We start from the raw sequence: 21,902 nt of genomic DNA, 5'->3' as shown, positions 1-21,902 counted from the left end.
CTTTCCGTTCGTCTCTGCGCTCTCTGTGTGATGCTTTTTTCTACTGCGCGGGAGCCGCGGCCGGAGCGGCGGAGGCGCGGTTGGCGAGGGCGTCGGTGTAGACGCGGCGCCAGTCGTTGAGCTGGCGCTGCGCGGCCGTGTCCTGCGGGTTGGCGAGGCCGCTCAGGCCAAGGAGCCCGGCGCTGCCGCCCGCGAAGCCCACCGTGGCCCACATCTCCTCGGTGACGGCGGGGCGGGCGCGGCGCAGCACTTCGAGGTTGCGGCCCACGGCGGAGGTGGTACCCATCTGCTCCTTCGCTGCACGCTCCATCTCGACGGCCTGGTCCTCGATCGCCTTGATGTTCTCCTCGGTGTAGCCCTGGAGCTGGCCCGAGGCCATCTGCGCGCGCAGCTCGTTCGCCTGCTGGCGCATCTGCTGCGCGGACTGCAGCTGCCCCTCGATCATCGGCTTCATCGCCAGGAAGCCGCCCACCTCGCCCATCCTTTCGCGCACGTACTCCATCTCGGCCGGGTTGTACTTGAGCGTGCGCGCCGAGCGGACGTAGCTCCCCCCGATGCGGTCCATCATCCCGGCGGCGTCGCTTATGTTGCGCAGCCCGGCCATCACCCCGCCGTCCTTGGCCCGCTCCTCCATCCGCTGCATGCCGCCCGCTTCCTTGCGCACCAGGTCGAACTGCAGGAGGCTCGTCTTGAGGTACGCCTCCACCTGCTGCGGGGTGAGCGAGCTGTCGGCGGGCGCCTTGAACGACGCCTCCTCCTTCTCGGTCACCGCGACGGAGGTTTCCTGGTCGACGTCCTCGGGAGTGGCTCCTGCCTCGGAATCGTCACCGCCGCCGCACGCGGCCAGCGCGGCGCCCAGCACGAGAACGGAAAGACGGCGGAACGTCATGGGAAAGGTCATCGCTGTAACCTCTTTTTCTGCGGGGAAAACGGGCGTACGGCGGGAGGGAAGCACGCGCCCGTTGGGGGAACGGACGGGGCATACGGTGCACGCAAACGGGTGCGGTGTCAAGATTTTTGATGGCCCATGGGCCCTCACCCCCGCCTCGTTACACTCGCCTGCCCCCTCTCCCGATAACAGGAGAGGGCTGCGCCCTCACGTTATCGGGAGAGGGGGCGTATGTCGTTGGGGCGCGCGCAGATCTGGTAGGGGCGCGGTTCATCGCGCCCGCCCTCGCCCCCACCTCGATTCCTTCCTGCACCCCCGACCCTGCAGGGGCCGCCCCACGTGGCTGCCCCTGCCCGCCGCCGCGCCGCCCTCATGCACCGCGCACCAATGCCGGCCGCCTTACCCGTCGTGCACCGGCAACCGCACCGTAAACGTCGTTCCCGCTCCGGGCTCGCTCTGCACCTCGATGTCGCCGCCCATCAGCTCCACCAGGCGTCTCGCGACGCTCAGCCCGAGGCCGGTGCCCCCGGCGCGGCGGACGAGGGGGTGCTCCACCTGCCAGAACGGCTCCCAGATGCGCTCCATGTGCTCCTGCGCGATCCCGATCCCGGTGTCGGTGATGGCGATGGCCAGCATCGAGTGCTCGCGCCGCGCCTCCACCCGCACCTCGCCGGACTCGGTGAACTTCACCGCGTTGGAGAAGAGCGTCTGCAGGAGGCGCCGCAGACGGGCCGGGTCGGTGAGCGCCATGCACAGCTCCTCCCCCTCCTCCACCCTCAGCGTCAGCCCCTTGGCGCGCGCGGCGGGCTGCGCCTCGGCGGCGGCGTAGCGCAGGGCGGCGGAGACGTCCACCGGCTGGAGGTGGGGTGCCTCGGGGCCGCTCTCCAGGCGGGTGTAGGAGAGCAGCTCGTCGATGAGCTGCAGGAGCTGTCGAGACGCGGCCTGGATGCGCTCCACGTGGCGCGTCTGCACGTCGCTCATCACCCCCGCGTCGCCGTCGTGCAGCAGGTCGGCGAAGCCGGTGATGGCGTTGAGCGGCGTCTTGAGCTCGTGCGAGACGACGGCCAGGAAGTCGGTCTTGGCGCGCGACGCGGCCTCGGCCTCGGTGCGGGCGACGCGCTCGCGCAGCAGCAGGGCCTCGCGCTCGGCCTCGGCGCGCTTCCGCTCCGTGATGTCCTCGGCGATGCAGTAGACGCCGATCACCTCCCCCTCCACTCGGATGGGGACGAAGGTGAGCCGCACCCGCACGCGCCTGCCCACGCGGTGGATCAGCGAGGTCTCGCCGTACCCCGGCTCCCCGGCCGCGGCGCGGTCGAAGAGGTCGTGCACCATCTCGCGGTCCTCTCCCGACACCAGCGGCCAGAAGGAGAGCGCCACGAGGTCGTCCTCGGGGTACCCGGCCAGCTCCGCGGCGGCGGGGTTGGCGGTGCGCAGGGTGCCGTCCAGGTCGAACGAGCAGATGGCGTTGGGGTTGTTCTCGAAGAGGGACCGGTAGCGCTGGCGGCTCTCCTCGTAGCGGCGGGCCACCTCGCGGCGCTCGGTGAGGTCGCGGGTGATCTGGCCGTAGCCCACCACCTGGTCGTCGGCGTCGCGAATGGCGGTGATCACCACGCTTGCCCACAGCCGCGTCCCGTCCTTGCGAACGCGCCACGCCACCCCCTCGCACCTCCCCTCGGTGCGGGCGGTGTGCAGGTCGCGCCCGGGGGATCCGCTCTCCTGGTCCTCGGGGGGGTAGAGGTCCGCCAGGTGGCGGCCCAGGATCTCGTCCTCGGCGTATCCCATCTGCCGCTCCGCCCCCTCCGTCCACGTCGCGACGCGGCCGTCCACGTCCACCACGAAGATGGCGTAGTCGGTCACGTTCTCCACGAGCAGGCGGTACAGCTCGTCCGTGCCCCGAAGGGCGGATGCGGAGTCGGATGTGCGCTGTCGTCGGGGCATCTGCTTGCGGTATGGGGATGCGGGCGCCGGGAAAGTGTACCGGGCACGCGCCGTGGGAGCAACGTCCGCGCCGCAACGGCAGTTCACACAGAGACACAGAGGGTACGGAAAGAACGGAAGGAGGGTTCGCGGTGCCGCTCGTCTTTGTGTCGACCGCCATTTCAGCTTCGGGTCACAGTGCGTAGAATGCAGGTCACTGGCGGAAACATGGACGGGCAATTCGCCCTGCGCGCTGATCCTCCTTCTAAACAACCCATGCATCCTCGCAGAGGTGCCGGGCTCCGCGTCCGGCGGTTCCTGCTGGTCGCGGCGGTGCTGGTCAGCGCGTGCGGTTCGCCGGCGCGGGAGAAGGCTGCGCAGAGCCTCGCCGGCGAGAAGGCGGAACTGCCGAGCCCTGCTGCGGACAGCGTTTCATCCGGCGTTCCGGCGCCGGCGGCGAGCTCCGCTCCGCACGGGCCTCCGGCCAGCCGTGTGGATACGACGCTGTTCGGATCAATGCGGGTGGTGCTGGAGGACACCACGCTCACACTGTCGGATGGGCGGGCGCGGACGACGACGCCGCTGCTCGAGCACATCAACAGCTCGGACGATTACAGGCACACGCTGCTGGATGCGCAGCGGAGCGGCGACGGGTGGATCTACCTGCTGATCCGCACGACGGGGCTGTCTCGTCCGAATGCGGGGAGCGGGTACTGTGCGGCGGGGGAGGAGACGGACCTGGTGTGGGCAGCGGTAGACCCGGCGCTCCGCGTGGCCAGGGCGCAGTCTGCGCTGATCTCGTCGTGCCTGCGGACGCGGGACCCGCTCGACGACTCGATCGAGCTTCGCGGCGAGCCGTGGTCGATCACGTCCTACATCCCCGGCGACAGCCTTACGACCGTGTCGTTCGACCGCCGGCACCCCGAGCTCGGGTTGCGGGTGACGACGGTGCCGGATAACGCGCGGCCATAGCGGCACGCGTGCGCACGACCATCCTCCCACACGCCTCCTAATGTTCGTGATCCGCCGACCTTCTCCCGCGCTGATCGAGCGCGTGCTGGCAAGGGAGAACCAGGGGCTGACCTACCCGAAGCCGGGGATGACGGCATCTGGCGAAGCGCCGGCCGGATACCCGCGCAACCACCACGAGACGCGGCTCGGGTCTGGCGAGGAGACGTTCCTGCGCGGGGTCGCGGCGCTGCGGAGCTGGGCGATGTACGACCTGCCGTGGACGTACGTGCATCCCGCGCCGCCGCCCGTCGCGTCGGGGACCGTCTTCGCCACGATCGTGAGCCACCTGGGGTTCTGGTCGATCAACCCGTGCCGCATCGTCTACGTGGACGAGACCGACACGCCCACGATGCGCACCTCTGCCTTCGCAATCGGCACGCTGCCGCTGCACAGCGAGACCGGCGAGGAGCGCTTCGTGGTGCAGTGGGACCGCTCGACCGACGTGGTGCGCTTCGAGATCCTGGCGTACGCACGCGCCTGGCACTGGATGGCGCGGCTGGGCGGGCCCGTCGTCGGCATCCTCCAGCGCCGCTTCGGGCGACAGGCGCTCGCGGCCGTGCAGGCGGCGGTGAACGATCCCAGCCGACCGAAGTAGTAGCCCGAAAGTCCTTTGGCGTAGCTCCCTGCCGCGATGGGCACGTTGCCACGCGTTGCGCATGTATCCACTAACGTTGTAGCGTGTTGCGATACATCGTCAGTGGATGTACGCCTGGTGAATCTACTGGCGAGGCGAGTGATGGCTGGATTCTCGCGGCCGCCAACCGCTCGCCCGCGAGATCCGCAGAATCCGGAGAGGTCCGCTCGCGTGGCTGCGGCTTTCGAGGCAGGAGGAGGGCGGGCGTGAGGAATCTCGCCCCTACCACACCTGCGCTTGCCTCTCACCTCGTTCCCCACGCGCTGGAACCCCGGGAGCGGAACTTGCCCAACCTGACCGTGGTCCAGGCAAACCACGGAGGGGGGACGATGATGGCTTCGCTCAGGGGGCGGTGCGGGTGCGCCGCGGTGCTGGTGCTGGCGGCCGGGTGCGCGACGAACCCGGTGACCGGACGGAGGCAGCTTTCGCTGGTCTCCGAAGCGCAGGAGGTGCAGCTCGGCCAGCAGTCCGCCGTGCAGGTGACGCAGGAGATCGGGCTGGTGCCGGACTCGGCGCTTCAGCGCTACGTGCAGAACATCGGCGGCACGCTGGCGGCGACATCGGAGCGCCCCGCGCTGCCGTGGACGTTCCGCGTGGTCGACGACCCCACGCCCAACGCCTTCGCGCTCCCCGGCGGCTACATCTTTCTCACGCGCGGGATGCTGGCGCTGATGAACTCAGAGGCGGAGCTGGCGAGCGTGCTGGGCCACGAGATCGGGCACGTGACGGCCAAGCACCAGGTCACCATGATGAGCCGCGCCCAGCTCGCGCAGATCGGCCTGGGGCTGGGGAGCGTGCTGGTGCCGCGCCTTCAGAACCTGGGCGGGCTGGCGAGCGGCGGGCTGCAGCTCCTCTTCCTCAGCTACAGCCGCGACGCCGAGCGCCAGGCGGACGACCTGGGGTTCCGCTACGCCGTGGGCCAGCGCTACGACGCCCGCGAGATGGCGCGCGTCTTCCAATCGCTGCAGCGGGTGAGCGAGACGGAGCGCGCCCGCTCGGGACGCAGCCCGCTCCCCAGCTACCTCGCGTCGCACCCCGGCGAGCCGGAGCGCATCGCGTCGGTGCAGCGGCGCGCGGCCACCGTCCCCGCCGGCACCGCCACGAGGGTGGAATCCGCGTCGTACCTCAACCGGCTGAACGGGATGGTGTACGGCGAGAACCCGCGGCAGGGGTACTTCCAGCAGGGCATCTTCCTGCATCCCGACCTGCGCTTCTCCATCGTCTTCCCCAGCGGATGGCGGACGCAAAACCTGCCGCAGGCGGTCACCGGCGGCAGCCCGCGCCAGGACGCCGTCATCCGGCTCACCATGGCCGAGCAGGTGCGCACCGCGGACGATGCGGCGCGGCGCTTCTTTCAGCAGCAGGGGGTGCAGGCGGGGCAGGGGGGACGCACCACGGTGAACGGCTTCCCCGCCGTGGTCGTCTACTTCCAGGCGCAGACGCAGCAGGGGATCATCGCCGGGATCGCGCAGTGGCTGGAGAAGGACGGGCAGGTGTACCAGGTTCTCGCCTACTCGCCGGGGCAGGTATTCCAGCAGTACGAGGGCACCTTTCGGCAGACGCTCAACAGCTTCGCGTCGGTCACGGACCCGGCGGTCCTCAACATCCGCCCCAACCGCATCCGCGTCGTGCGCCTGCCGCAGGCGATGACGCTGGCCCAGTTCAACACCCGCTACCCCTCCAGCATCCCCATCGAGGAGCTGGCGATCGTGAACCAGGTGGCGGGCGCCGGCACGTCGCTGCCGTCCGGCGCGATGGTGAAGCGGGTGGTGCGGGAGTAGGGACGAAAGTGCGTTAGTGCGTTAGTGCGCACGGCTGGCCCCCGCCCCCGCTCGTCACCTCGCGGCCCCTCCCCCAATAACTACCTGGGGGAGGGGCATTTGCGTAGATTGGGGCGGTGCTTCGATGTCTGCGTTTGCCGAAGATCCGGTCATTCGCCCGCCCGTTCGGCACGATCTCGGCCGCGCCGCACGAATGTTCGAAGGGGCAGCCCCGCGTGGCTGCCCGTGTCCCGTCGATGCGCCGCAGCCCGCCTTCCACGAGCCGGCTTCAGCCGCCTTCCCGTGGTTCCAGCCGGGGGCTTCAGCCCCCGGCGTTCATCCCCCGGCGTCGCGACACCGTTGCCACCCGCCGCCGCCGGAACGATGTTGCAGGGCAGGCGATCCAACCGGCCGCCATGTTTTCCCACCAACCGGCGCCTTACCTCCCGATGAAATTGCGCTCCATCCTCCCCGCCCTGTGCGCCACGCTCGCGCTGACCTCCGCGGCGCACACGCAGGCCCCCGCGGACCCGCAGCGTCTCGCGAAGCTGAGCGCGGCGTTTCCCGAGATCGACCGGCTGATGAAGGGCTTCGCGGAGCGCCAGCACGTGCCTGGGATCGCGTACGGCATCGTGGTGGACGGGCGCGTGGTGCACGTGGGGACGGCCGGGCACCGCGACGTCGCGGCGCGCGCGCCGGTGGACACGGGCACGGTGTTCCGCATCGCGTCGATGACCAAGAGCTTCACCGCGGCCGCCATCCTCCAGCTCCGCGACGAGGGAAAGCTGTCGCTGGACGACCCGGCGGAGCGCTACGTCCCCGAGCTGGCCGCGCTGCGCCCCGCCGCCAGCGACGCGCCCAGGATTACCATCCGCCACCTGCTGACGCACTCCGCGGGCTTCCCTGAGGACAACCCGTGGGGCGACCAGCAGCTCGCCGCCACCGACGCGGAGATGTCGCGGATGATGCGCGAGGGGATCTCCTTCTCCACCTCGCCGGGGACCGCGTACGAGTACTCCAACTACGGCTTCGCCATCCTGGGCCGCATCATCGCCAACGTGTCGGGGATGCCGTACCCGCGCTACCTGCGCGAAAAGGTGCTGCGGCCGCTCGGAATGAACGCGACGACGCTGGAAGCCGCCGACGTCCCCGCGCAGCGGCTGGCGCACGGGTACCGCAGGCAGGACGAGCAGTGGCTGGAGGAGAAGCAGCTCCCCGACGGCGCGTTCGGGCCGATGGGCGGGATGCTCACCTCGGTCAGCGACCTGGGGCGCTGGGTGGGCTTCATGCTGGACGCCTGGCCCGCGCGCGACGGCCCGGACGCGGGCCCGCTGCGCCGCTCCTCGCGCCGCGAGATGCAGCAGGTGGCGCGTTACAGCGGCGCGTCGGCCGTGCGCGACACGTCGGGGCGGGTGATCCTGAGCGCGGGCGGCTACGGCTACGGGCTGGGCGTTCGGCAGACGTGCCTCTTCCGCACCTCGGTGTCGCACAGCGGCGGCCTTCCGGGGTTCGGGTCGCTCATGCGCTGGCTTCCGGAGCACGGCGTCGGCATCGTGGCGATGGGGAACCTCACCTACACGCCGTGGGGCGGCGTCTTTGAGCAGGCGCTGGAGATGCTGTCGAAGACGGGCGGCCTCACCGCGCGCATGCCGCAGCCCGCCCCCGTGCTGCTGGAGCGCCGCGAAGAGGTGTCGCGGCTGGTGGCGCGCTGGGACGACGCCCTCGCGGACCGCGTCGCCGCCATGAACCTGTACCTGGACGAATCAAAGGAGCGCCGGCGCGCCGCCATCGACCGCCTGCGCACCGCCGCGGGTGGCGAGTGCCGCAACGAGGGCCCGTTCGTCGTCGAGAACGCCCTGCGCGGCCGCTGGCGCATGCGGTGCGCAACCGGCGACCTGCGCGTCTCCATCACCCTCGCCCCCACCGAGCCGGCCCGGGTCCAGTTCCTGGATGTCCGCCCGATGGCGCGAGAGGAGAGCCTGGAAGCGGCCCCGGTCTGTCGCTGATGGGGGTGAACAGGGCCGCTGCGGAGCGCGGCCTTGTTCCGCGAGGGAATGCGCTTCACATTGCGCCTTTCCTTGCACCCCCTTCCCTTAGACAGGAGACCCCCTTCATGCGGCACCTCACCCGCGCTTTCCTCCTCCTGTGCGGCATCGCGGCGGTGGATGCCACGGCGGCGCGCCTCTGCCATGCGCAGTTCTTCATGGGCGGCATCGGCGACAGCATTCCCCGGATCTCCGCGATGGGGAGGGTCACGATCCCCATCGCGCCGGACCGGGCCGTGGTCTACGCCTCGGTGGCGGGGCGCGACAGCAGCGGTGCGGGCGCGCTGGCGCAGGCCTCCGCGACTCGCGACCGCGCCACCACCGCTCTGAGCCGCCTGGGCGTGCAGGTGGCGCCGTGGGGCTTCGCGCTCGGGCGCGAGGACGGGCCCGGCATGCGGCCGCGGCCGGAGACGGCTCCCGGCATGAACACGACGGCGCGCTGGGGAGTGCGGGTGGTGGTGGAGCGGATCGACCAGCTGGACGCGGTGCTCCGCGCGCTCACCGGGGCGGGGATCGAGGGCACCCCGCACGTCAGCCTGGAAGCCGATGGCGCCGCCGATGTCCGCCGCCGTGCCACCGAGCAGGCCGTGGCCGAGGCGCGCCGCGAGGCCGAGGCGATGGCACGCGCCGCCGGCGGACGCCTGGGCGACCTCGTCAACCTCACCAACATGTCCGAGCTGGGTGCGAGCCTGTCGGGCGATACGCGCTTCTTCTTTGGCCAGGGATTCGAGCGCGGCGCCACCCTGAGCCCCAGCGACGCGCGCATCCGGGTCGCCGTGCAGGGGGTCTGGCGCTTCCACGGCAACTGAGCCTCCCGGTTTCCTCAGAGGAGTCCACGATGCACCTGACCAACCGCGCCGCGCTGGCGGCGATCGCGCTCTGGACGTTCCACGCCGCGCCGGCCGCGGCGCAGCCTGGCGGGCCGCCACTCGGCCAGCCGCCATCGGAGATCGAGGCGCCCGCCAAGGTGGGCGATTTCCTGCGCGGCGAGCGGCACGACTTCAAGGATCCCAGGTACGGGGTGGGGTACCAGTACGCACCTTCGCAGAGGTCCGACTCCAGCTACGCGACCGTCTACATCTACCAGCCCGTTCCCGCGGATTCCGTGTGGGACACCGCCCGGGTGATCGCGGAGGAGCTCCAGGAGTTCGGCCAGACGCTGGAGTATCAGCGTGCGCGCGGCGTGTACGAGAGCTACGAGATCGCGCACGAGGGGGCCGACACGGTACGCGCGGGCACTCACGTGCTCCCCGGCTTCCGCGTGCGCTATGTGTACAGGGTGCAGGGAGGAGGAGCCGCGGTGTCGTTCTACAACGTGTACGCCGCGGGCCGCACGCTGGTGAAGGTGCGGGGGACCGTTCCCCAATCACAGTTCCAGAAGTCGCGGCTGCCGGCGTTCGCCCGGGAAGTGGCGGCGGAGATCGTTGAGGCAAACTCGTCCGCTCCCCCCACGACACCCTGACCCCGCCGGTAATCGGGTATGACTCGACTCATCCTCCTGCTCGCCCTGCTCTTCGCCGCGCCGCTCCAGGCGCAGGAGCGCACCGATGCCGCGCTCGCCGCGAAGCTGCGGAACGTGGTGCGCGGGTTCCGCGGCGAGGTGGGGATCTACGCGCGCAACCTGCGCACGGGCGCCACCGTGGCCATCGACGCGGACACGGTCTTTCCCACCGCGAGCATGATCAAGGTGCCCATCCTCCTCACCCTCTACGACCGGGTGGCGCAGGGGAAGAGGGATCTGGAGGCGAGGGTGCCGCGCCCGGACACGCTCAACTACCGGTACGTGGAGAGCACCGACGTAGTCGCGTACATGGCGCCGGGCGACACGCTTCCGCTGCGCGAGCTGGCGTTCCTGATGCTCACCGTAAGCGACAACGTGGCGAGCCTCTGGATACAGGCGGAGGTGGGCGGGGGCGTGGCGGTCAACGAGTGGCTGGCGGCGCACGGATTCCGCCACACGCGCGTCAACTCGCGCACGCCCGGTCGCGAGGAGGCGCGCACGAAGTACGGATGGGGCCAGACCACGCCGCGCGAGATCGCCGAGGCGCTGGTGATGATCCGCGAAGGGCGCGCGGTGAGCCCGGCCGCGTCGGAGGACATGTACCGCATGCTGACCAACAGCTACTGGAAGGGCGAAGCGCTCTCGCAGATCCCGCCCACCGTGCAGGCCGCGTCGAAGCAGGGCTTCGTGGACCGCTCCCGATCGGAGGTGCTGCTGGTGAATGCCCCAACGGGGGACTACGTGTTGGCCGTCATCACCAAGAACCAGGCGGACACCGGCTATCAGGAAGGGAACGAGGGCTCGCGCCTGCTGCGCGCCGTGTCGCGCACGGTGTACCAGCACTTCAACCCGCGCGACCCCTGGCGTCCGCTGCGCTGAGACCGCCTTCCGCCAGACGGGGCGCCGCGGTATTATCGGGTTCGGATGATGACGCACCCCGCCCCAGCTTTACGAGACTCGATGACCTCAGCGCGGAACGACGCCCCGAAGGCGGATTGGGAACAGGCCACCGAAGCGGTCTTCCACGCGGTCCACGCGCAGCTGCGCAGCAAGGAGAAACGGCCCGTCCTGCAGTCGTCCGAGGCGGCGGTGTGGCTCACCTGGCACGGCGCGGGGAAGCCGCCGCTCCAGTTCCGCATCGAGGAGCCGGAGTGGTGGAAGCCGCTCACCGAAGCGCACGCATCCGATCTGGCGGCGCGGCTGCTGGCGGGATTGCGCGAGGAGCTGCGGCTTTACCAGGAAAAGGCCGGCGCCTGATGCGCCCGGCGGATTCGGAGCGGGGCCGCCCCACGCAGAGGCGGCCCCGCTTCGCGCGATGGTTGTATGGCGGCGTGGACGGCTGCTACGTTGTCGGCCGGAGTGGGGCGGCGTGGAACCGGGTTCGCTGGAGATGCGCGTGAGGGATGGTGCGGCGTTCGAGTGCCGGTTCGAGGTGCGCTGGGACGACCTGGACGGCAACCGGCACGTCCGGAACACGGCGTTCAGCGAGTACGCCACGCACACGCGCTTCCGCCTGCTGGGCGCGCACGGCTTTACGCAGGCACGGCTGGAGGCGCTGCGCTTCGGCCCGGTGATGATGCGCGAGGAGATCCGCTACCGCCGCGAGGTGCTCTTTGGCGACGAGGTGGTGGTGGACGTCCGCTGCGCCGGCCTCTCCGGGGACAGCTCGCACTGGCGGGTGCACCAGGACGTCCGCCGCTCCGACGGCCGCGAGGCGGCGGTGCTCACGATCCAGGGCGGGTGGCTGGACCTGGACGCACGCAAGCTCGTCGCGCCACCCGCCGAGCTCGCCGCCGTCCTCCTCTCCCTCCCGCGCACCCACGACTTCGAGGAGCTCCCGTCGCTGATCCGGCGGCGGGGTGGGAGCACGGGTGGCTCGGGTGACTCGGGCAGCTCAGGTGGCTTGGGCAGCTTGAACAACTCGGGCGAGTGAACTCGCTGCAACAAAAGCACAAAGTCCGCCTTCGCGGACTCCGGGTCTGATGCCGCGTTTTTCGAGCCCACTTCAGTGGGCTTCCCGTGGTTCCAGCCGGGGGATTCATCTCCCGGGGAAGCGGCACCGGACCCTCGCCACCCGGCGCCGACCCCGCTCCCCCGGAGCCTGCGAAGGCAGGCTTCCCGCGGTTGTTGCAGCGGTTTCAACCGCCGGATCTCCACACTATGCCCACACACCCGATGACGCGCCTCCTCCGCACCCTGCTCCCAACCCTCCTCACCCCCGCGCTGGTGCTGGCCGCCTGCGCGCCGCCTGCCGGCCCGCGGGCGATCACCGCCGACAGCCCGCCGCTCGCGACCGATGCGGCGGGGGAGGCGTGGGTTGAGAGGACGCTCGCGGGGATGACGCTGCGGCAGCGGGTGGCGCAGCTCGTCTTCCCCTGGATCAGCGGCAAGTCGCCCGCGCAGGAGCCGGAGGAGGCGGCGCGGATGCTGGAGTGGGTCGGGCGCGGGGAGGTGGGCGGGCTGATCGTCTCCATCGGCGCGCCGGCGGAGATGGCGGCGAAGCTGCACGCGGCCCAGCGCGGGGCCCGCGTGCCGCTGCTGATCGTGAGCGACCTGGAGACGGGGCCGGGGATGCGGCTCACCCCCGGCGGTACCTCCATGCCCCCCGCGATGGCGTTCGGCGCGGCGGACGACGAGGCGCTGGCGCGCGAGGCGGGCCGGGTGACCGCGGCGGAGGGGCGCGCGGTGGGCATCCACCTGACCTTTGGGCCGGTGCTGGACGTCAACTCGAATCCCGACAATCCCATCATCAACGTGCGCTCCTTTGGCGAGCGGCCGGACCGGGTGGGGCGGCTCGCGTCGGCGTGGATCGAGGGGGCGCGGGCCGGGGGGCTGCTCACGGTGGGCAAGCACTTTCCGGGGCACGGCGACACGCAGGTGGACTCGCACGTGGGCCTCGCCGCCATCAGCGCCGACTCGGGGCGTCTGGCGCGCGTGGAGCTGGTCCCCTTCCAGGCGGCGGCGGGCGCGGGGATGGACGGAATGCTCGTAGGCCACATCGCCATGCAGGGGATCGAGGGGCCGAACGCCGCCCCCGCCACGCTCTCCCCGCGCATCACGACGGACCTGCTGCGCGGGCAGATGGGCTTCCGCGGCATCGTCTTTACCGATGCGCTGAACATGGGTGCGGTGACGCGCACCTACCCCATCGCCGAAGCGAGCATCCTCGCGCTCCTGGCCGGCGCGGATGCGCTGCTCCAGCCGCCGGGGCACGAGGAGGTGATCGACTCCGTGGTCTCGGCGGTGCAGTCGGGGCGCATCCCGGCGGCGCGGGTGGAGGACGCGGCGCGGCGCATCCTGCGGGCGAAGGCGGCGGCGGGGCTGCACCGCGCGCGCACCGGCGGACCCGTGCCGGGCGCGGGCGTGGGATCGGCGGAGCACGCGGAGGTGGCCCGGCGCGTCGCCGAGCGCTCCATCGTGCTGGTGCGCGACCGCAACGGGGCGGTCCCCATCCGCCGCGGCGCGCGCGTGCTCCACGTCACCTACGCGGGGCGCGCGCGGGCGGGGATGGCGCTGCAGCGGGGGCTGGCGGCCGGCGGGCTGATGGTGGAGCACGTGCTGGTAGGTCCCTCCACCCCGGAGGCGGTGTTCGACTCGTTGCGCACGCGCGCCGCGTCCGCGGACGTGGTGGTGGCGAGCGCGGCCATCGCGCCGGTGCACAACCAGGCACTGGGGCTGGGCGGCGGGTTCGCGGCTTGGGTGGAGGCGCTTTCCGCGTCTGGGCGGCCGGTGGTGGCGGTGTCGCTGGGGAGTCCGTACCTGCTGAGCGGCTTCCCCTCCGTCACCGCCTACCTCCTGGCCTGGGACACGACGGAGGCATCCGAGGGCGCCGCCGCGCGCGCGCTGCTGGGGACGGGCGCCATCCGCGGCCGCCTTCCCGTGTCGCTGCCGCCGCACCACCGCGTGGGCGAGGGGCTCGATCGCGGCCGCTGAGCCGGCGGGTGTGTCAGGACGCGACGGGTAGCGCGTTCTCCGCAACGACGTCCATACAAACCCCCACCCGAAGGCCGATCCCAATGCGCCCGCGAATCCTGCTTGCCCTCGCCCTCATGGTTCCCGCCGTGCTCGCGTGCGAGTCCGACCTCCTGCCGCAGCCGGAGCCGGAGGCTGCGGGTACCTTCGTCCTGGATCTCTCGGATGGGCCGGTCGTGCTCCAGTGGGCCTCGGTGCGCGCGACGCTCCTGGCGGACACCCTCCGCTTCAAGTCGGACGGGAGCCTCGTGCGCTCGGGGCGCACGCACTACGATTACGACACCTTCCGCGACACGACCCTGCACTCGTCAGTTCCCTATCTCCACCGCACGGAAGGCTTTCGCATCGAGCTCGAGTACGTCTGCCCGCCGAACGCGCTTTGCAGCGGGCCCCCGCACCTGTGGGGTGTCATCAGCAGCGAGGCGCTCGTGCTTCACGCGGCCGAAGATCCACGCCCCCAGCTGCGCTATCGCCGCATCTCGGAGGAAGTCGGCCCCTATGCCAGGTAGGCCACGTGCAGCCGCAGGACCCTGATTTCGAGGCGCGCGTGCGGGCGAGCTTCCAGCGCCAGCAGGTGATGGCCACGCTCGGCGCGCGTCTCACCCGGGTCGCGCCCGGCGAGACGGACGTCGAGCTTCCCTTTCGGAGCGACCTCATACAGCAGCACGGCTTCCTCCACGCCGGCATCGTGACGACGATCCTGGACAGCGCCTGCGGATACGCCGCATTCTCGCTGATGCCGGCGGAGGCGGAGGTGCTCAGCATCGAGTTCAAGACGAACCTGCTGGCGCCCGCGCGCGGCGAGCTCCTTGTGGCCCGCGGCCGCGTGGTGCGCGCCGGCCGCACCATCACCGTCTGCCAGGCGGACGGCGTGATGGTCAATGGCGGCCGCGAGGTGCACGTCGCCACCATGACCGCGACGATGATGACCGTCCTCGGCCGCGGCGTGGCGGGCTAGGACGCCACCCATACGCCAGGTGACGAACATGGTGCAGAACGCAGCCGCGACGGCCGAGGAATACGTGCAATCGCTCCCCGATGACCGCCGCGAGGCGGTGGCGGCGGTGCGCGACGTCATCCTGCGCAACCTGCCGGACGGGTACACCGAGACGGCGAGCGGTGGGATGATCACGTACGGCATCCCGCTGGAGCGTTTCCCCAACACGTACAACAAACAGCCGCTGAGCTACGTGGCGCTGGCGTCGCAAAAGAACCACATCGCGCTGTACATGATGGGCGCCTACGGCGATCCCGCGCACGCGAAGTGGATCGAGGAGGGCTTCGCGCGGGCCGGAAAGAAGCTGGACATGGGCAAGTCGTGCATTCGCTTCCGCAAGCTCGACGACCTGCCGCTGGAGGTGATCGGGGAGGCCGTGGCCCGCATGCCTCCCGAGGAGCTCATGGCGCTGCACGATGCCGCCCACCCGCCGAAGCCGAAGAAGCCCCGCTCCACCTGATACGGCAGATGGCCTCACACAGAGCCACAGAGGCAACGGAGGGAAAAGCAGAAGGGGTGCTCTGTGGCCTTTCCGTTCCCCTGCGCGTCTCTGTGTGATGCTTTCCTCTCGTTGTCTCCGCGCTACTCCACGTGCTCGGGGGCACGGATGCGGGCTGCGACGGTGGTGTGGTAGACGGGCTGCTGGCGCTCCATCATCACCTTGACCTTGCCCTCCCTGCGCATGTCGCCGAGGACGCGGCCCAGCTCGCCCTGCAGCGCGCTGGCGTGGCGCTTGGCCACGTCCAGCATCAGCGAGTCCTGGAGCTGCGCCAGCTCGGGCGGCAGACCCGGCCTGGCCGCGGGCGGGGCGAAGCGGATGTGGGAGATGTCCATCGTGGTGCCGTACTCGTGCGTGCTCACCCCGGCCGCCGCGTTGGAGTTGCTCTGGCGAAGGTCTGCCTGCGACTCGTCGGTGCGCAGCACGGAGGTCACGGTCAGGCGGAAGCGCGGGAGGCCCATCTCGTCCATGCGCGCCTGGAACCGGCGCGACGCCTCCAGCAGCATCCCGCGCGCGGAGGGTGTCGAGAGGGGGACGGAGTGGGTGAGGTCGCGAAGCACCCAGTAGCTCGTGGTGTCCTCCAGCTCCACCAGCCGCCCGGAGCGGCGCAGCCGTGCGACCTCCGCCTCCCCAGAGGCGCGCACGCCGCCCGACTGCGCCACGGCGAGCTGCGTGGCGTTCACGTCCTGGCGAAGCGCGGCGCGCTCCTCCCGCGTCAGCCCGCGCACCTTGCGCAGCGCGCGGTCCACCGAGTCCACCCGCGCCACGATGCGCGCGCGCTGCACGGACATGTCGGTCGGCGCCACGACGGCGGCGAGCTCGGCCGGAGCGGCCGCGGGTGCCGCCCTCTCCACGCGTGCCGGCTGGGTCTCGGTGAGCCCCTCGTTCTCCGCCCGCCCGCAGGCGACTCCCGCAGCCACCAGCAGCCCCGCTCCGCTCCAACTCCGGATTGCACGCATCTTTCGCCCCGCTCGCTGTGTGTTTCCGCTTGGGGGTCATGTAGGCTAAAACCGTGCCGTGCAATCACGTAGCCGTCATCGGTCCACCACTTGTTTCCAAAAACAGCGGCTTCACACAGAGACACGGAGGGGTACTGAAAGAACTGCTGAAGGGGTTCTCTGTGGTCTTGTAGTACCCTCTGTGGCCTCTGTGTGATGCTGTTGCCGAGGGCGGGCGCAATTCTGGCGGCAAGAGGGCATCCCGATCCTCCTTCCCGCTCATCCGGAGACACCATGCACCATCCCATCTTGCGGTACGCCCTGGCCGCGACCCTCGCACTGCTCGCCGCGTGTGAGCGCGAGCCCGTCGCAACGCCGATCGCGGCGCCCATCGCGGCACCGGCCCGGGTGATGGCGGCATCGACCATCGGCGTCGTGCGGCTGGAGGCGCACTTCACCGACATGCGCGCCGGGGTGACGCAGGACATGTCGATCCTCAACCACCTGATCCACCTGATCGACAACGCGCCGGCCGGGGCCACGATCCGCACCGCCATCCACAACATCAGCGCGAACGTGGTGCAGGCGGCGCTGCAGCGGGCCAAGGACCGGGGCGTCAGCGTGTACGTGGTGCTCAGCGGCAACCATCATCCCGGTGACCCGGAAGACGACGGCGACACCTCGCCCGAGGACCTGCAGAAGTACCTCGACGGCGGCGCGGGGACTCGCTTCCGCTGGTGCGTCAACGGAGGGACGTACACGGGGCTGGGATGGGACGGGTGCATCGCGCGCGAGGCGAGCGCCATCATGCACTCCAAGCTCGTCCTCATCAGCTCCACAAAGGATGCGACGGGTGCCGCGCGCAGCTACGTGACCTGGTTCGGATCGGCCAACATGACGTACGCCACGGGCTCCAACACCTACAACAACACCGTGACGGTGTACGGCGACCGAACGCTGTACGACAACTTCGTGGGCGAGTACTGGACGAAGCTGTGGAACAAGACCAGCTTCGCCGGCAACGACTACTACGATTCGGGGACGGGGCGCGGCTACTTCGGCGGGTCGGTGGCGAACCTGCAGGTGTACGCGTCGCCCGAGCAGCAGACGGACCTGGTGTACAACCGGCTCACCTACATCGACCCGGACACGAGCTGCGCCATCCGCGTGGCCGAGAACATGTTCAACGACACGCGCAGCAACGTCGCCGAGCTGCTGGTGGCCAAGAAGCGGGCGGGGTGCTGGGTGTCGGTGGCGGTGGGGTCCATCGGATCGCAGTCGCTCTCCATCCTGCGCAACGCCGGCATCGAGGTGCGGCGCATCAACACGCACGACAAGTTCATCCTGGTGAAGGGGAAGTACGCCGGCTCCACCGTCACGCGCCGCATCGTCTTCACCGGCTCGCACAACCTCTCCCACTCCGCCAACTACCTCAACGACGAGCTCTTTGTGAAGCTGGAGGACGATACGATCTACGCCGGCTTCCGCTATTCGTGGGAGCGGATGACGGCGGACGAGGACGTCTACGAATATCCGTGAGGGGTCGGGCGTCGGTGGGGGAAGTCCTGGAGTGCTAAGTGCTAAGTGCTAGTGCTGAACGGCAGCTGAGCCCAGGACTTAGGACTTAGGACTCAGGACTTAGGACTCAGGACTTAGCACTTGTTTTTACTCCCGCACTTTCCAACGCCAGCGTAAACACCGCCCCCTCCCCCGGCGTGCTGCGCACCGTCAGGTCGCCGCCCATGGCGCGGGCGAGGTCGCGGCTGATGGCCAGGCCCAGGCCCGTGCCCTCGTGGCCGCTGGTCAGCGAGCGGCCGAGCTGCACGAACGGCTCAAAGATGGCGGCGTGCTGGTCCGGCTCGATCCCCTCGCCCGTGTCGGTGACGGTGATGACGATGCGCGCGGCCTCCGCGCCACAGGTGACGGTGACGCTGCCGCCGGCGGGGGTGAACTTGACGGCGTTGCCCAGCAGGTTCAGCACGATCTGCTGCGCCTTGGCACGGTCGGCGAGCGCCACCAGCCCATCTTCGCAGGGGGCGCGGAGCAGGACGAGGCCCTTTCTCAACGCCTGCGGCTCCACCATGGGGAGCACGGCATCCACGATGTCGCACGCTTGGACGGGGGCGAGGTCGTACTCCACCTGGCCGGCCTCGATGCGGCTGTAGTTGAGCAGGTCCGTGATGATGCCCAGCAGGTGCTGCTGCGTGCGGCGGATGCGCTCCAGGTACTCGCGCTGCTGCGCCGTCAGCGCGCCCGCCACCCCCATCTCCATCAGCTCCGTGTAGCCCAGCGTGGCGTTGATGGGCGTGCGCAGCTCGTGCGACATCGCGGCCAGGAACTCGCTCCGCGTGCGGCTCGTCGCCTCCGCTTCGGCGATGCGCCGCTGGTCGGCCATCAGGCGCTCCTGGGCCGCGAGGCGCTCCGTGAGGTCGCGCGTCACCTTGGCGAAGCCCACCAGGCTGCCCTCGTCGCCGAACAGCGGCGCGACGAGGACGCTCGCCCAGAAGCGTGTGCCGTCCTTGCGCACGCGCCACCCCTCCTCCTCGAACTTCCCGTCGCGCGCCGCGGTCTCCAGCTCCCACACCGGCTTGCCGCTTCCGCGCTCCTCGGGCGGGTAGAAGATGGAGAAGTGCAGGCCGATGACCTCCTCCGGCGTGTACCCGTTGATGCGCTCGGCGCCCGCGTTCCAGCTCACGATTTGGCCGCGGGGATCCAGCATGAAGATGGCGTAGTCGCGCACGCTCTGCACCAGGAGGCGGAAGCGCTCCTCGCTCTGGCGCAGCAGCTCCTCGGAGCGGCGGCGCTCGGTGAGGTCGCGCGTGACCTTGGCGAACCCCACCAGCGTCCCCGACTCGTCGCGCAGGGCGGTGATGACCACGTTGGCCCAGAAGCGCGTGCCGTCCTTGCGGATGCGCCACCCCTCGTCCTCCACGCTCCCCTCGCGGATCGCCGTCTCCAGCTCCCACTCCGGCTTCCGCGCCTCGATGTCCACGGCCGGATAGAAGGTGGAGAAGTGCCGGCCGATGATCTCGTGCGGCGCGTAGCCCTTGAGCCGCGCGGCGCCCGCGTTCCAGCTGAGGATGTGCCCCCCCGCGTCCAGCGCGAAGATGGCGTAGTCGCGCACGCTGTCCACCAGCAGCCGGTAGAGCCCGGCGCCCTCGGCCACGGCGGCGCCGCCCGCGTAGGCCGCGGCGGCGCTCTCGGCCAGCGAGGGGGCGGCGCCCTGCCAGGCGCCCTCCCTCTGGGGGTCGGACGGATTCATCTTGCGGCCTCCATCGGTCTCAGCGTCGCGGTTCAGCGATCCCCAGGGCGAAACGTCACTGCTCAAACTATTCCACGACGTGCCGGGAGTGCCGTGCGCACGTGAGGCGCCGTTCAGCGCACCTCGGGCCGCACGTGGCGCTCGAACCACTCCACGATCCTCAGCATGTGGTCCACGCGGTGCGCGGGCTCGCCGGAGCGGGTGAGCTCGTGGCCCTCGCGCGGGTAGCGCACGAACTCCACCGGCCGGCCGAGCACGGTGAGGGCGCGGTAGAACGCCTCGGCGCCGGCGATGGTGGTGCGGTAGTCCTGCTCGCCGTGCAGCATCAGGAGCGGGGTGCGCACGTTGGCGACGTGCGTCAGCGGCGACTGCTCGCGGGCGATGTCGGCCTGCTCCCACGGGCGCCCGCCGAACTCGCCCTCGAAGAGGCGGAAGGTGTTGGACGCGCCCCACCAGATGGACAGGTCGTACACGCCGCGCTGCGCCGCCGCCGCCTTGAAGCGCTGCGGCGCCTCCTTGGCGATGATCCACGCCGTCAGGTAGCCGGCGTAGCTCCCGCCGGTGACGGCCTGCTTCGCCGGGTCGGCCAGGCCGCGCGCCAGCACGCTGTCCGCGCCGATCAGGACGTCGCGCGCCGGCGGCGTCCCCCAGTTGCGGTGGATGCTCTGCAGCGTCTCCTCGCCGTAGCCCCCCGATCCGCGCGGGTTGCTGAAGAAGACGGTGTACCCCGCCCCCGCCAGCGACTGGTACTCCAGCCACATGCTCGATTCGCCCGGGCCCCACATGGCGTGCGGGCCGCCGTGCATCTCCACCGCCAGCGGCGGGCGCGAGCCGGGGGTGTAGCCGATGGGCTTCATCACCCATCCCTGGATGCGACGCCCATCGAACGAGCGGTACCACATCTCCTCGTAGTCCGCCACGTACACGCGGGCCAGGAGCGAGTCGTTGAGCGTGGTCAGCCGCCGCTCGCGCGTGCCGTCCAGGGCCGCGGAGTAGACGTCGCTGGGGCGCTGCGGGCTCATCTGCGCCCACGCCACGGTGCGCCCCTCCACGTCGAACGAGGTCACTCCGCGCGGCCCCGACGCCACCCGCCGCGGCGCGATGCGGTCCAGCCGCGTGCGGTAGAGCGGAATGGCGCCCTCCGACTGCACGGTGAAGTACAGCCATCCGCCGGCTCCGAAGTGGAAGGCGCCCACCGAGCGGTCCATCGGCCCGGTGACGCTGCGGCGCCCGCTGCCGTCCGCCCGCATCACCACCAGCTCGTTGTTGACGGCGGTGGGGAAGCGGCCGGCGACGTGCTGGCGGACGTACGCGATGTACTGCCCGTCCGGCGAGTAGCGCGGCGAATTCTCCTCGTACCCCGCCTCCGCGATGCGCCGCGGCGCCCCCCCGCCCGCGGGGATCACCACCAGGTCGGACTCCTCCTCGACGTCCGCGTGGTAGGCGCCGCGCGGCTCGGCGGAGGAGAAGATGATTGAGCTCCCGTCCGGCGACCACGACGGCGCGCTGCTCCCCCACAGGCCGGAGGTCAGGCGCACGGGCTTCGCCTCGGGGCGCGCGTCCACCACGTACACCTGCCGCCAGCGCTCCCCCTCGATCCCGGTCTCGCCCATGAAGTTGAGGCGGGTGACGATGCGCGGGTCGTCGTCGCGGGCGTCCTCGCGCAGCTTGGCGCGGATGGCGGCCAGCGCGGCGGCGCGGTCCTGGTCGATGCGGCGGATGGCGGCGGTGTTCACCTTGCTCGTGTCGCGGCGCGTGCTGTCCAGCTCCATCGGCGTCAGCGCCGAGGTGAAGGCGACGCGGTCCCCCCGTGGCGACCAGACCGGCCCCGTGGCGCCGGTGCGCAGGTCGGTGAGGGGCCACGCCTCGCCCCCCTCGGCCAGCGGAAGGATCCACACCTGCCCCCGCCCCCCGTCGCGCGCGCTGACGAAGGCGAGCCGCCCGCCGTCCGGCGAGAAGACCGGCCCACCGGTGGCGGCGCTATTGGTCCAGGTGAGGCGGCGCGGGGTGCCCGAGCCGTCGGTGCGTGCGATCCACAGGTCGCGGCGGTACTTGTTGGTGGCGGAGTCGGCCTGCGTCACCACGTACACGACGCTCCCCCCGTCCGGCGCCAGCGCCACGTCCGACGCGGTGCGCATGTGGTACAGGTCGAGCGGCACCAGCGGGCGCCGCGCCTGGGCCGTCGCGGCGCTGGTTGCGGCGAGCACGGCCGCGGCGAGTGCTATGGCGGTTCGGAATCGATGCATCGTCGGTCTTGGAGCACGGGGGAGCGTGGGGTGTGTGCGGCACACTACGGCGCGGGCGGAGCGGGGGCAAGGCGGGGGTGCGGTCGCCGGGGCGAGGCACCGGGGGCGGTCGCGGGGGGGGCGCCGGGGGCTGAAGCCCCCGGCTGGAACCACGGGAAGACCGCTGAAGCGGTCTCGCACATCTACGGACCTACGCGGAAACGCAGAAATCGAAGCACCGCACAGACGTAA

The 21,902-nt window shown here is 70.9% G+C and carries 19 protein-coding genes; 14 read left to right on the top strand and 5 right to left on the bottom strand.

All coding sequences use genetic code 11. The features are described from left to right. Positions 1-40 precede the first annotated feature (40 nt). Complete coding sequence (locus VF584_00945; protein ID HEX8208721.1) at positions 41-901, bottom strand: hypothetical protein; 861 nt, start codon at positions 899-901, stop codon at positions 41-43. 387 nt (positions 902-1,288) lie between these two features. Then, positions 1,289-2,827, bottom strand: coding sequence for a PAS domain S-box protein (locus VF584_00940; GenBank protein ID HEX8208720.1), 1,539 nt, complete (start codon positions 2,825-2,827; stop codon positions 1,289-1,291). A 255-nt stretch (positions 2,828-3,082) separates the two neighbouring features. Between VF584_00940 and VF584_00935 the strand changes: the two genes are divergently transcribed. The 13 genes from VF584_00935 (at position 3,083) to VF584_00875 (ending at position 15,186) form a co-directional block, all read left to right on the top strand. After that, the gene (locus VF584_00935) at positions 3,083-3,778 is read left to right on the top strand and encodes a hypothetical protein (protein HEX8208719.1); all 696 of its coding nucleotides are present in this window, start codon (positions 3,083-3,085) and stop codon (positions 3,776-3,778) included. Positions 3,779-3,824: 46 nt separating this feature from the next. Further along, positions 3,825-4,412 (top strand): DUF1990 domain-containing protein, encoded by a 588-nt coding sequence (locus VF584_00930; protein ID HEX8208718.1) that lies wholly within the window; start codon positions 3,825-3,827, stop codon positions 4,410-4,412. 368 nt (positions 4,413-4,780) lie between these two features. Further along, complete coding sequence (locus VF584_00925; GenBank protein ID HEX8208717.1) at positions 4,781-6,232, top strand: M48 family metalloprotease; 1,452 nt, start codon at positions 4,781-4,783, stop codon at positions 6,230-6,232. Between the two features lie 428 nt (positions 6,233-6,660). Beyond that, positions 6,661-8,217, top strand: a complete 1,557-nt coding sequence (locus tag VF584_00920; protein HEX8208716.1) for a serine hydrolase domain-containing protein — start codon at positions 6,661-6,663, stop codon at positions 8,215-8,217. A gap of 107 nt (positions 8,218-8,324) precedes the next feature. After that, the gene (locus VF584_00915) at positions 8,325-9,065 is read left to right on the top strand and encodes an SIMPL domain-containing protein (GenBank protein HEX8208715.1); all 741 of its coding nucleotides are present in this window, start codon (positions 8,325-8,327) and stop codon (positions 9,063-9,065) included. A 29-nt stretch (positions 9,066-9,094) separates the two neighbouring features. After that, the gene (locus VF584_00910) at positions 9,095-9,718 is read left to right on the top strand and encodes a hypothetical protein (GenBank protein ID HEX8208714.1); all 624 of its coding nucleotides are present in this window, start codon (positions 9,095-9,097) and stop codon (positions 9,716-9,718) included. Positions 9,719-9,736: 18 nt separating this feature from the next. Then, positions 9,737-10,636, top strand: a complete 900-nt coding sequence (locus VF584_00905) for a serine hydrolase (protein ID HEX8208713.1) — start codon at positions 9,737-9,739, stop codon at positions 10,634-10,636. A gap of 81 nt (positions 10,637-10,717) precedes the next feature. Then, positions 10,718-11,014 carry a hypothetical protein gene (locus tag VF584_00900; GenBank protein HEX8208712.1) on the top strand — a complete coding sequence of 99 codons (297 nt, stop codon included), beginning with the start codon at positions 10,718-10,720 and terminating at the stop codon, positions 11,012-11,014. Positions 11,015-11,126: 112 nt separating this feature from the next. Then, a complete protein-coding gene (locus tag VF584_00895; GenBank protein HEX8208711.1) occupies positions 11,127-11,690 on the top strand; it encodes a thioesterase family protein in 564 nt (187 codons plus the stop codon). Between the two features lie 242 nt (positions 11,691-11,932). Then, the gene (locus VF584_00890; protein ID HEX8208710.1) at positions 11,933-13,690 is read left to right on the top strand and encodes a glycoside hydrolase family 3 N-terminal domain-containing protein; all 1,758 of its coding nucleotides are present in this window, start codon (positions 11,933-11,935) and stop codon (positions 13,688-13,690) included. 83 nt (positions 13,691-13,773) lie between these two features. Continuing rightward, complete coding sequence (locus tag VF584_00885) at positions 13,774-14,238, top strand: hypothetical protein (protein ID HEX8208709.1); 465 nt, start codon at positions 13,774-13,776, stop codon at positions 14,236-14,238. Positions 14,239-14,243: 5 nt separating this feature from the next. Continuing rightward, positions 14,244-14,687 (top strand): PaaI family thioesterase, encoded by a 444-nt coding sequence (locus VF584_00880; protein HEX8208708.1) that lies wholly within the window; start codon positions 14,244-14,246, stop codon positions 14,685-14,687. 28 nt (positions 14,688-14,715) lie between these two features. Then, positions 14,716-15,186, top strand: coding sequence for a DUF1801 domain-containing protein (locus VF584_00875; GenBank protein ID HEX8208707.1), 471 nt, complete (start codon positions 14,716-14,718; stop codon positions 15,184-15,186). A gap of 122 nt (positions 15,187-15,308) precedes the next feature. Here the strand turns inward: VF584_00875 and VF584_00870 are convergent, their stop codons facing one another. Beyond that, a complete protein-coding gene (locus VF584_00870) occupies positions 15,309-16,184 on the bottom strand; it encodes a DUF5715 family protein (GenBank protein ID HEX8208706.1) in 876 nt (291 codons plus the stop codon). A 273-nt stretch (positions 16,185-16,457) separates the two neighbouring features. On the opposite strand from VF584_00870, the gene VF584_00865 reads away from it, so the two are divergent. Further along, complete coding sequence (locus VF584_00865) at positions 16,458-17,702, top strand: phospholipase D-like domain-containing protein (GenBank protein HEX8208705.1); 1,245 nt, start codon at positions 16,458-16,460, stop codon at positions 17,700-17,702. Between the two features lie 106 nt (positions 17,703-17,808). Here the strand turns inward: VF584_00865 and VF584_00860 are convergent, their stop codons facing one another. Next, positions 17,809-19,425, bottom strand: coding sequence for a PAS domain S-box protein (locus tag VF584_00860; protein ID HEX8208704.1), 1,617 nt, complete (start codon positions 19,423-19,425; stop codon positions 17,809-17,811). 113 nt (positions 19,426-19,538) lie between these two features. Beyond that, on the bottom strand, positions 19,539-21,671 hold the full coding sequence (locus VF584_00855) for a S9 family peptidase (GenBank protein ID HEX8208703.1): 2,133 nt from the start codon (positions 21,669-21,671) through the stop codon (positions 19,539-19,541). Positions 21,672-21,902 lie beyond the last annotated feature (231 nt).

The organism is Longimicrobium sp. (assembly GCA_036389135.1).
GTDB lineage: Bacteria > Gemmatimonadota > Gemmatimonadetes > Longimicrobiales > Longimicrobiaceae > Longimicrobium.
The sequence above is the reverse complement of the archived record's forward strand: the minus strand, read 5'-3'. Positions and strand labels throughout refer to the sequence as shown.

Excerpts from the sequence above, each read along its gene's own strand:
- VF584_00945 (HEX8208721.1), bottom strand. The coding sequence starts at position 901 with ATGACCTTTCCCATGACGTTCCGCCGTCTTTCCGTTCTCGTGCTGGGC.
- VF584_00940 (HEX8208720.1), bottom strand. The coding sequence starts at position 2,827 with ATGCCCCGACGACAGCGCACATCCGACTCCGCATCCGCCCTTCGGGGC.
- VF584_00935 (HEX8208719.1), top strand. The coding sequence starts at position 3,083 with ATGCATCCTCGCAGAGGTGCCGGGCTCCGCGTCCGGCGGTTCCTGCTG.
- VF584_00925 (HEX8208717.1), top strand. The coding sequence starts at position 4,781 with ATGATGGCTTCGCTCAGGGGGCGGTGCGGGTGCGCCGCGGTGCTGGTG.
- VF584_00920 (HEX8208716.1), top strand. The coding sequence starts at position 6,661 with ATGAAATTGCGCTCCATCCTCCCCGCCCTGTGCGCCACGCTCGCGCTG.
- VF584_00915 (HEX8208715.1), top strand. The coding sequence starts at position 8,325 with ATGCGGCACCTCACCCGCGCTTTCCTCCTCCTGTGCGGCATCGCGGCG.
- VF584_00910 (HEX8208714.1), top strand. The coding sequence starts at position 9,095 with ATGCACCTGACCAACCGCGCCGCGCTGGCGGCGATCGCGCTCTGGACG.
- VF584_00905 (HEX8208713.1), top strand. The coding sequence starts at position 9,737 with ATGACTCGACTCATCCTCCTGCTCGCCCTGCTCTTCGCCGCGCCGCTC.
- VF584_00900 (HEX8208712.1), top strand. The coding sequence starts at position 10,718 with ATGACCTCAGCGCGGAACGACGCCCCGAAGGCGGATTGGGAACAGGCC.
- VF584_00890 (HEX8208710.1), top strand. The coding sequence starts at position 11,933 with ATGACGCGCCTCCTCCGCACCCTGCTCCCAACCCTCCTCACCCCCGCG.
- VF584_00885 (HEX8208709.1), top strand. The coding sequence starts at position 13,774 with ATGCGCCCGCGAATCCTGCTTGCCCTCGCCCTCATGGTTCCCGCCGTG.
- VF584_00875 (HEX8208707.1), top strand. The coding sequence starts at position 14,716 with ATGGTGCAGAACGCAGCCGCGACGGCCGAGGAATACGTGCAATCGCTC.
- VF584_00870 (HEX8208706.1), bottom strand. The coding sequence starts at position 16,184 with ATGCGTGCAATCCGGAGTTGGAGCGGAGCGGGGCTGCTGGTGGCTGCG.
- VF584_00865 (HEX8208705.1), top strand. The coding sequence starts at position 16,458 with ATGCACCATCCCATCTTGCGGTACGCCCTGGCCGCGACCCTCGCACTG.
- VF584_00860 (HEX8208704.1), bottom strand. The coding sequence starts at position 19,425 with ATGAATCCGTCCGACCCCCAGAGGGAGGGCGCCTGGCAGGGCGCCGCC.
- VF584_00855 (HEX8208703.1), bottom strand. The coding sequence starts at position 21,671 with ATGCATCGATTCCGAACCGCCATAGCACTCGCCGCGGCCGTGCTCGCC.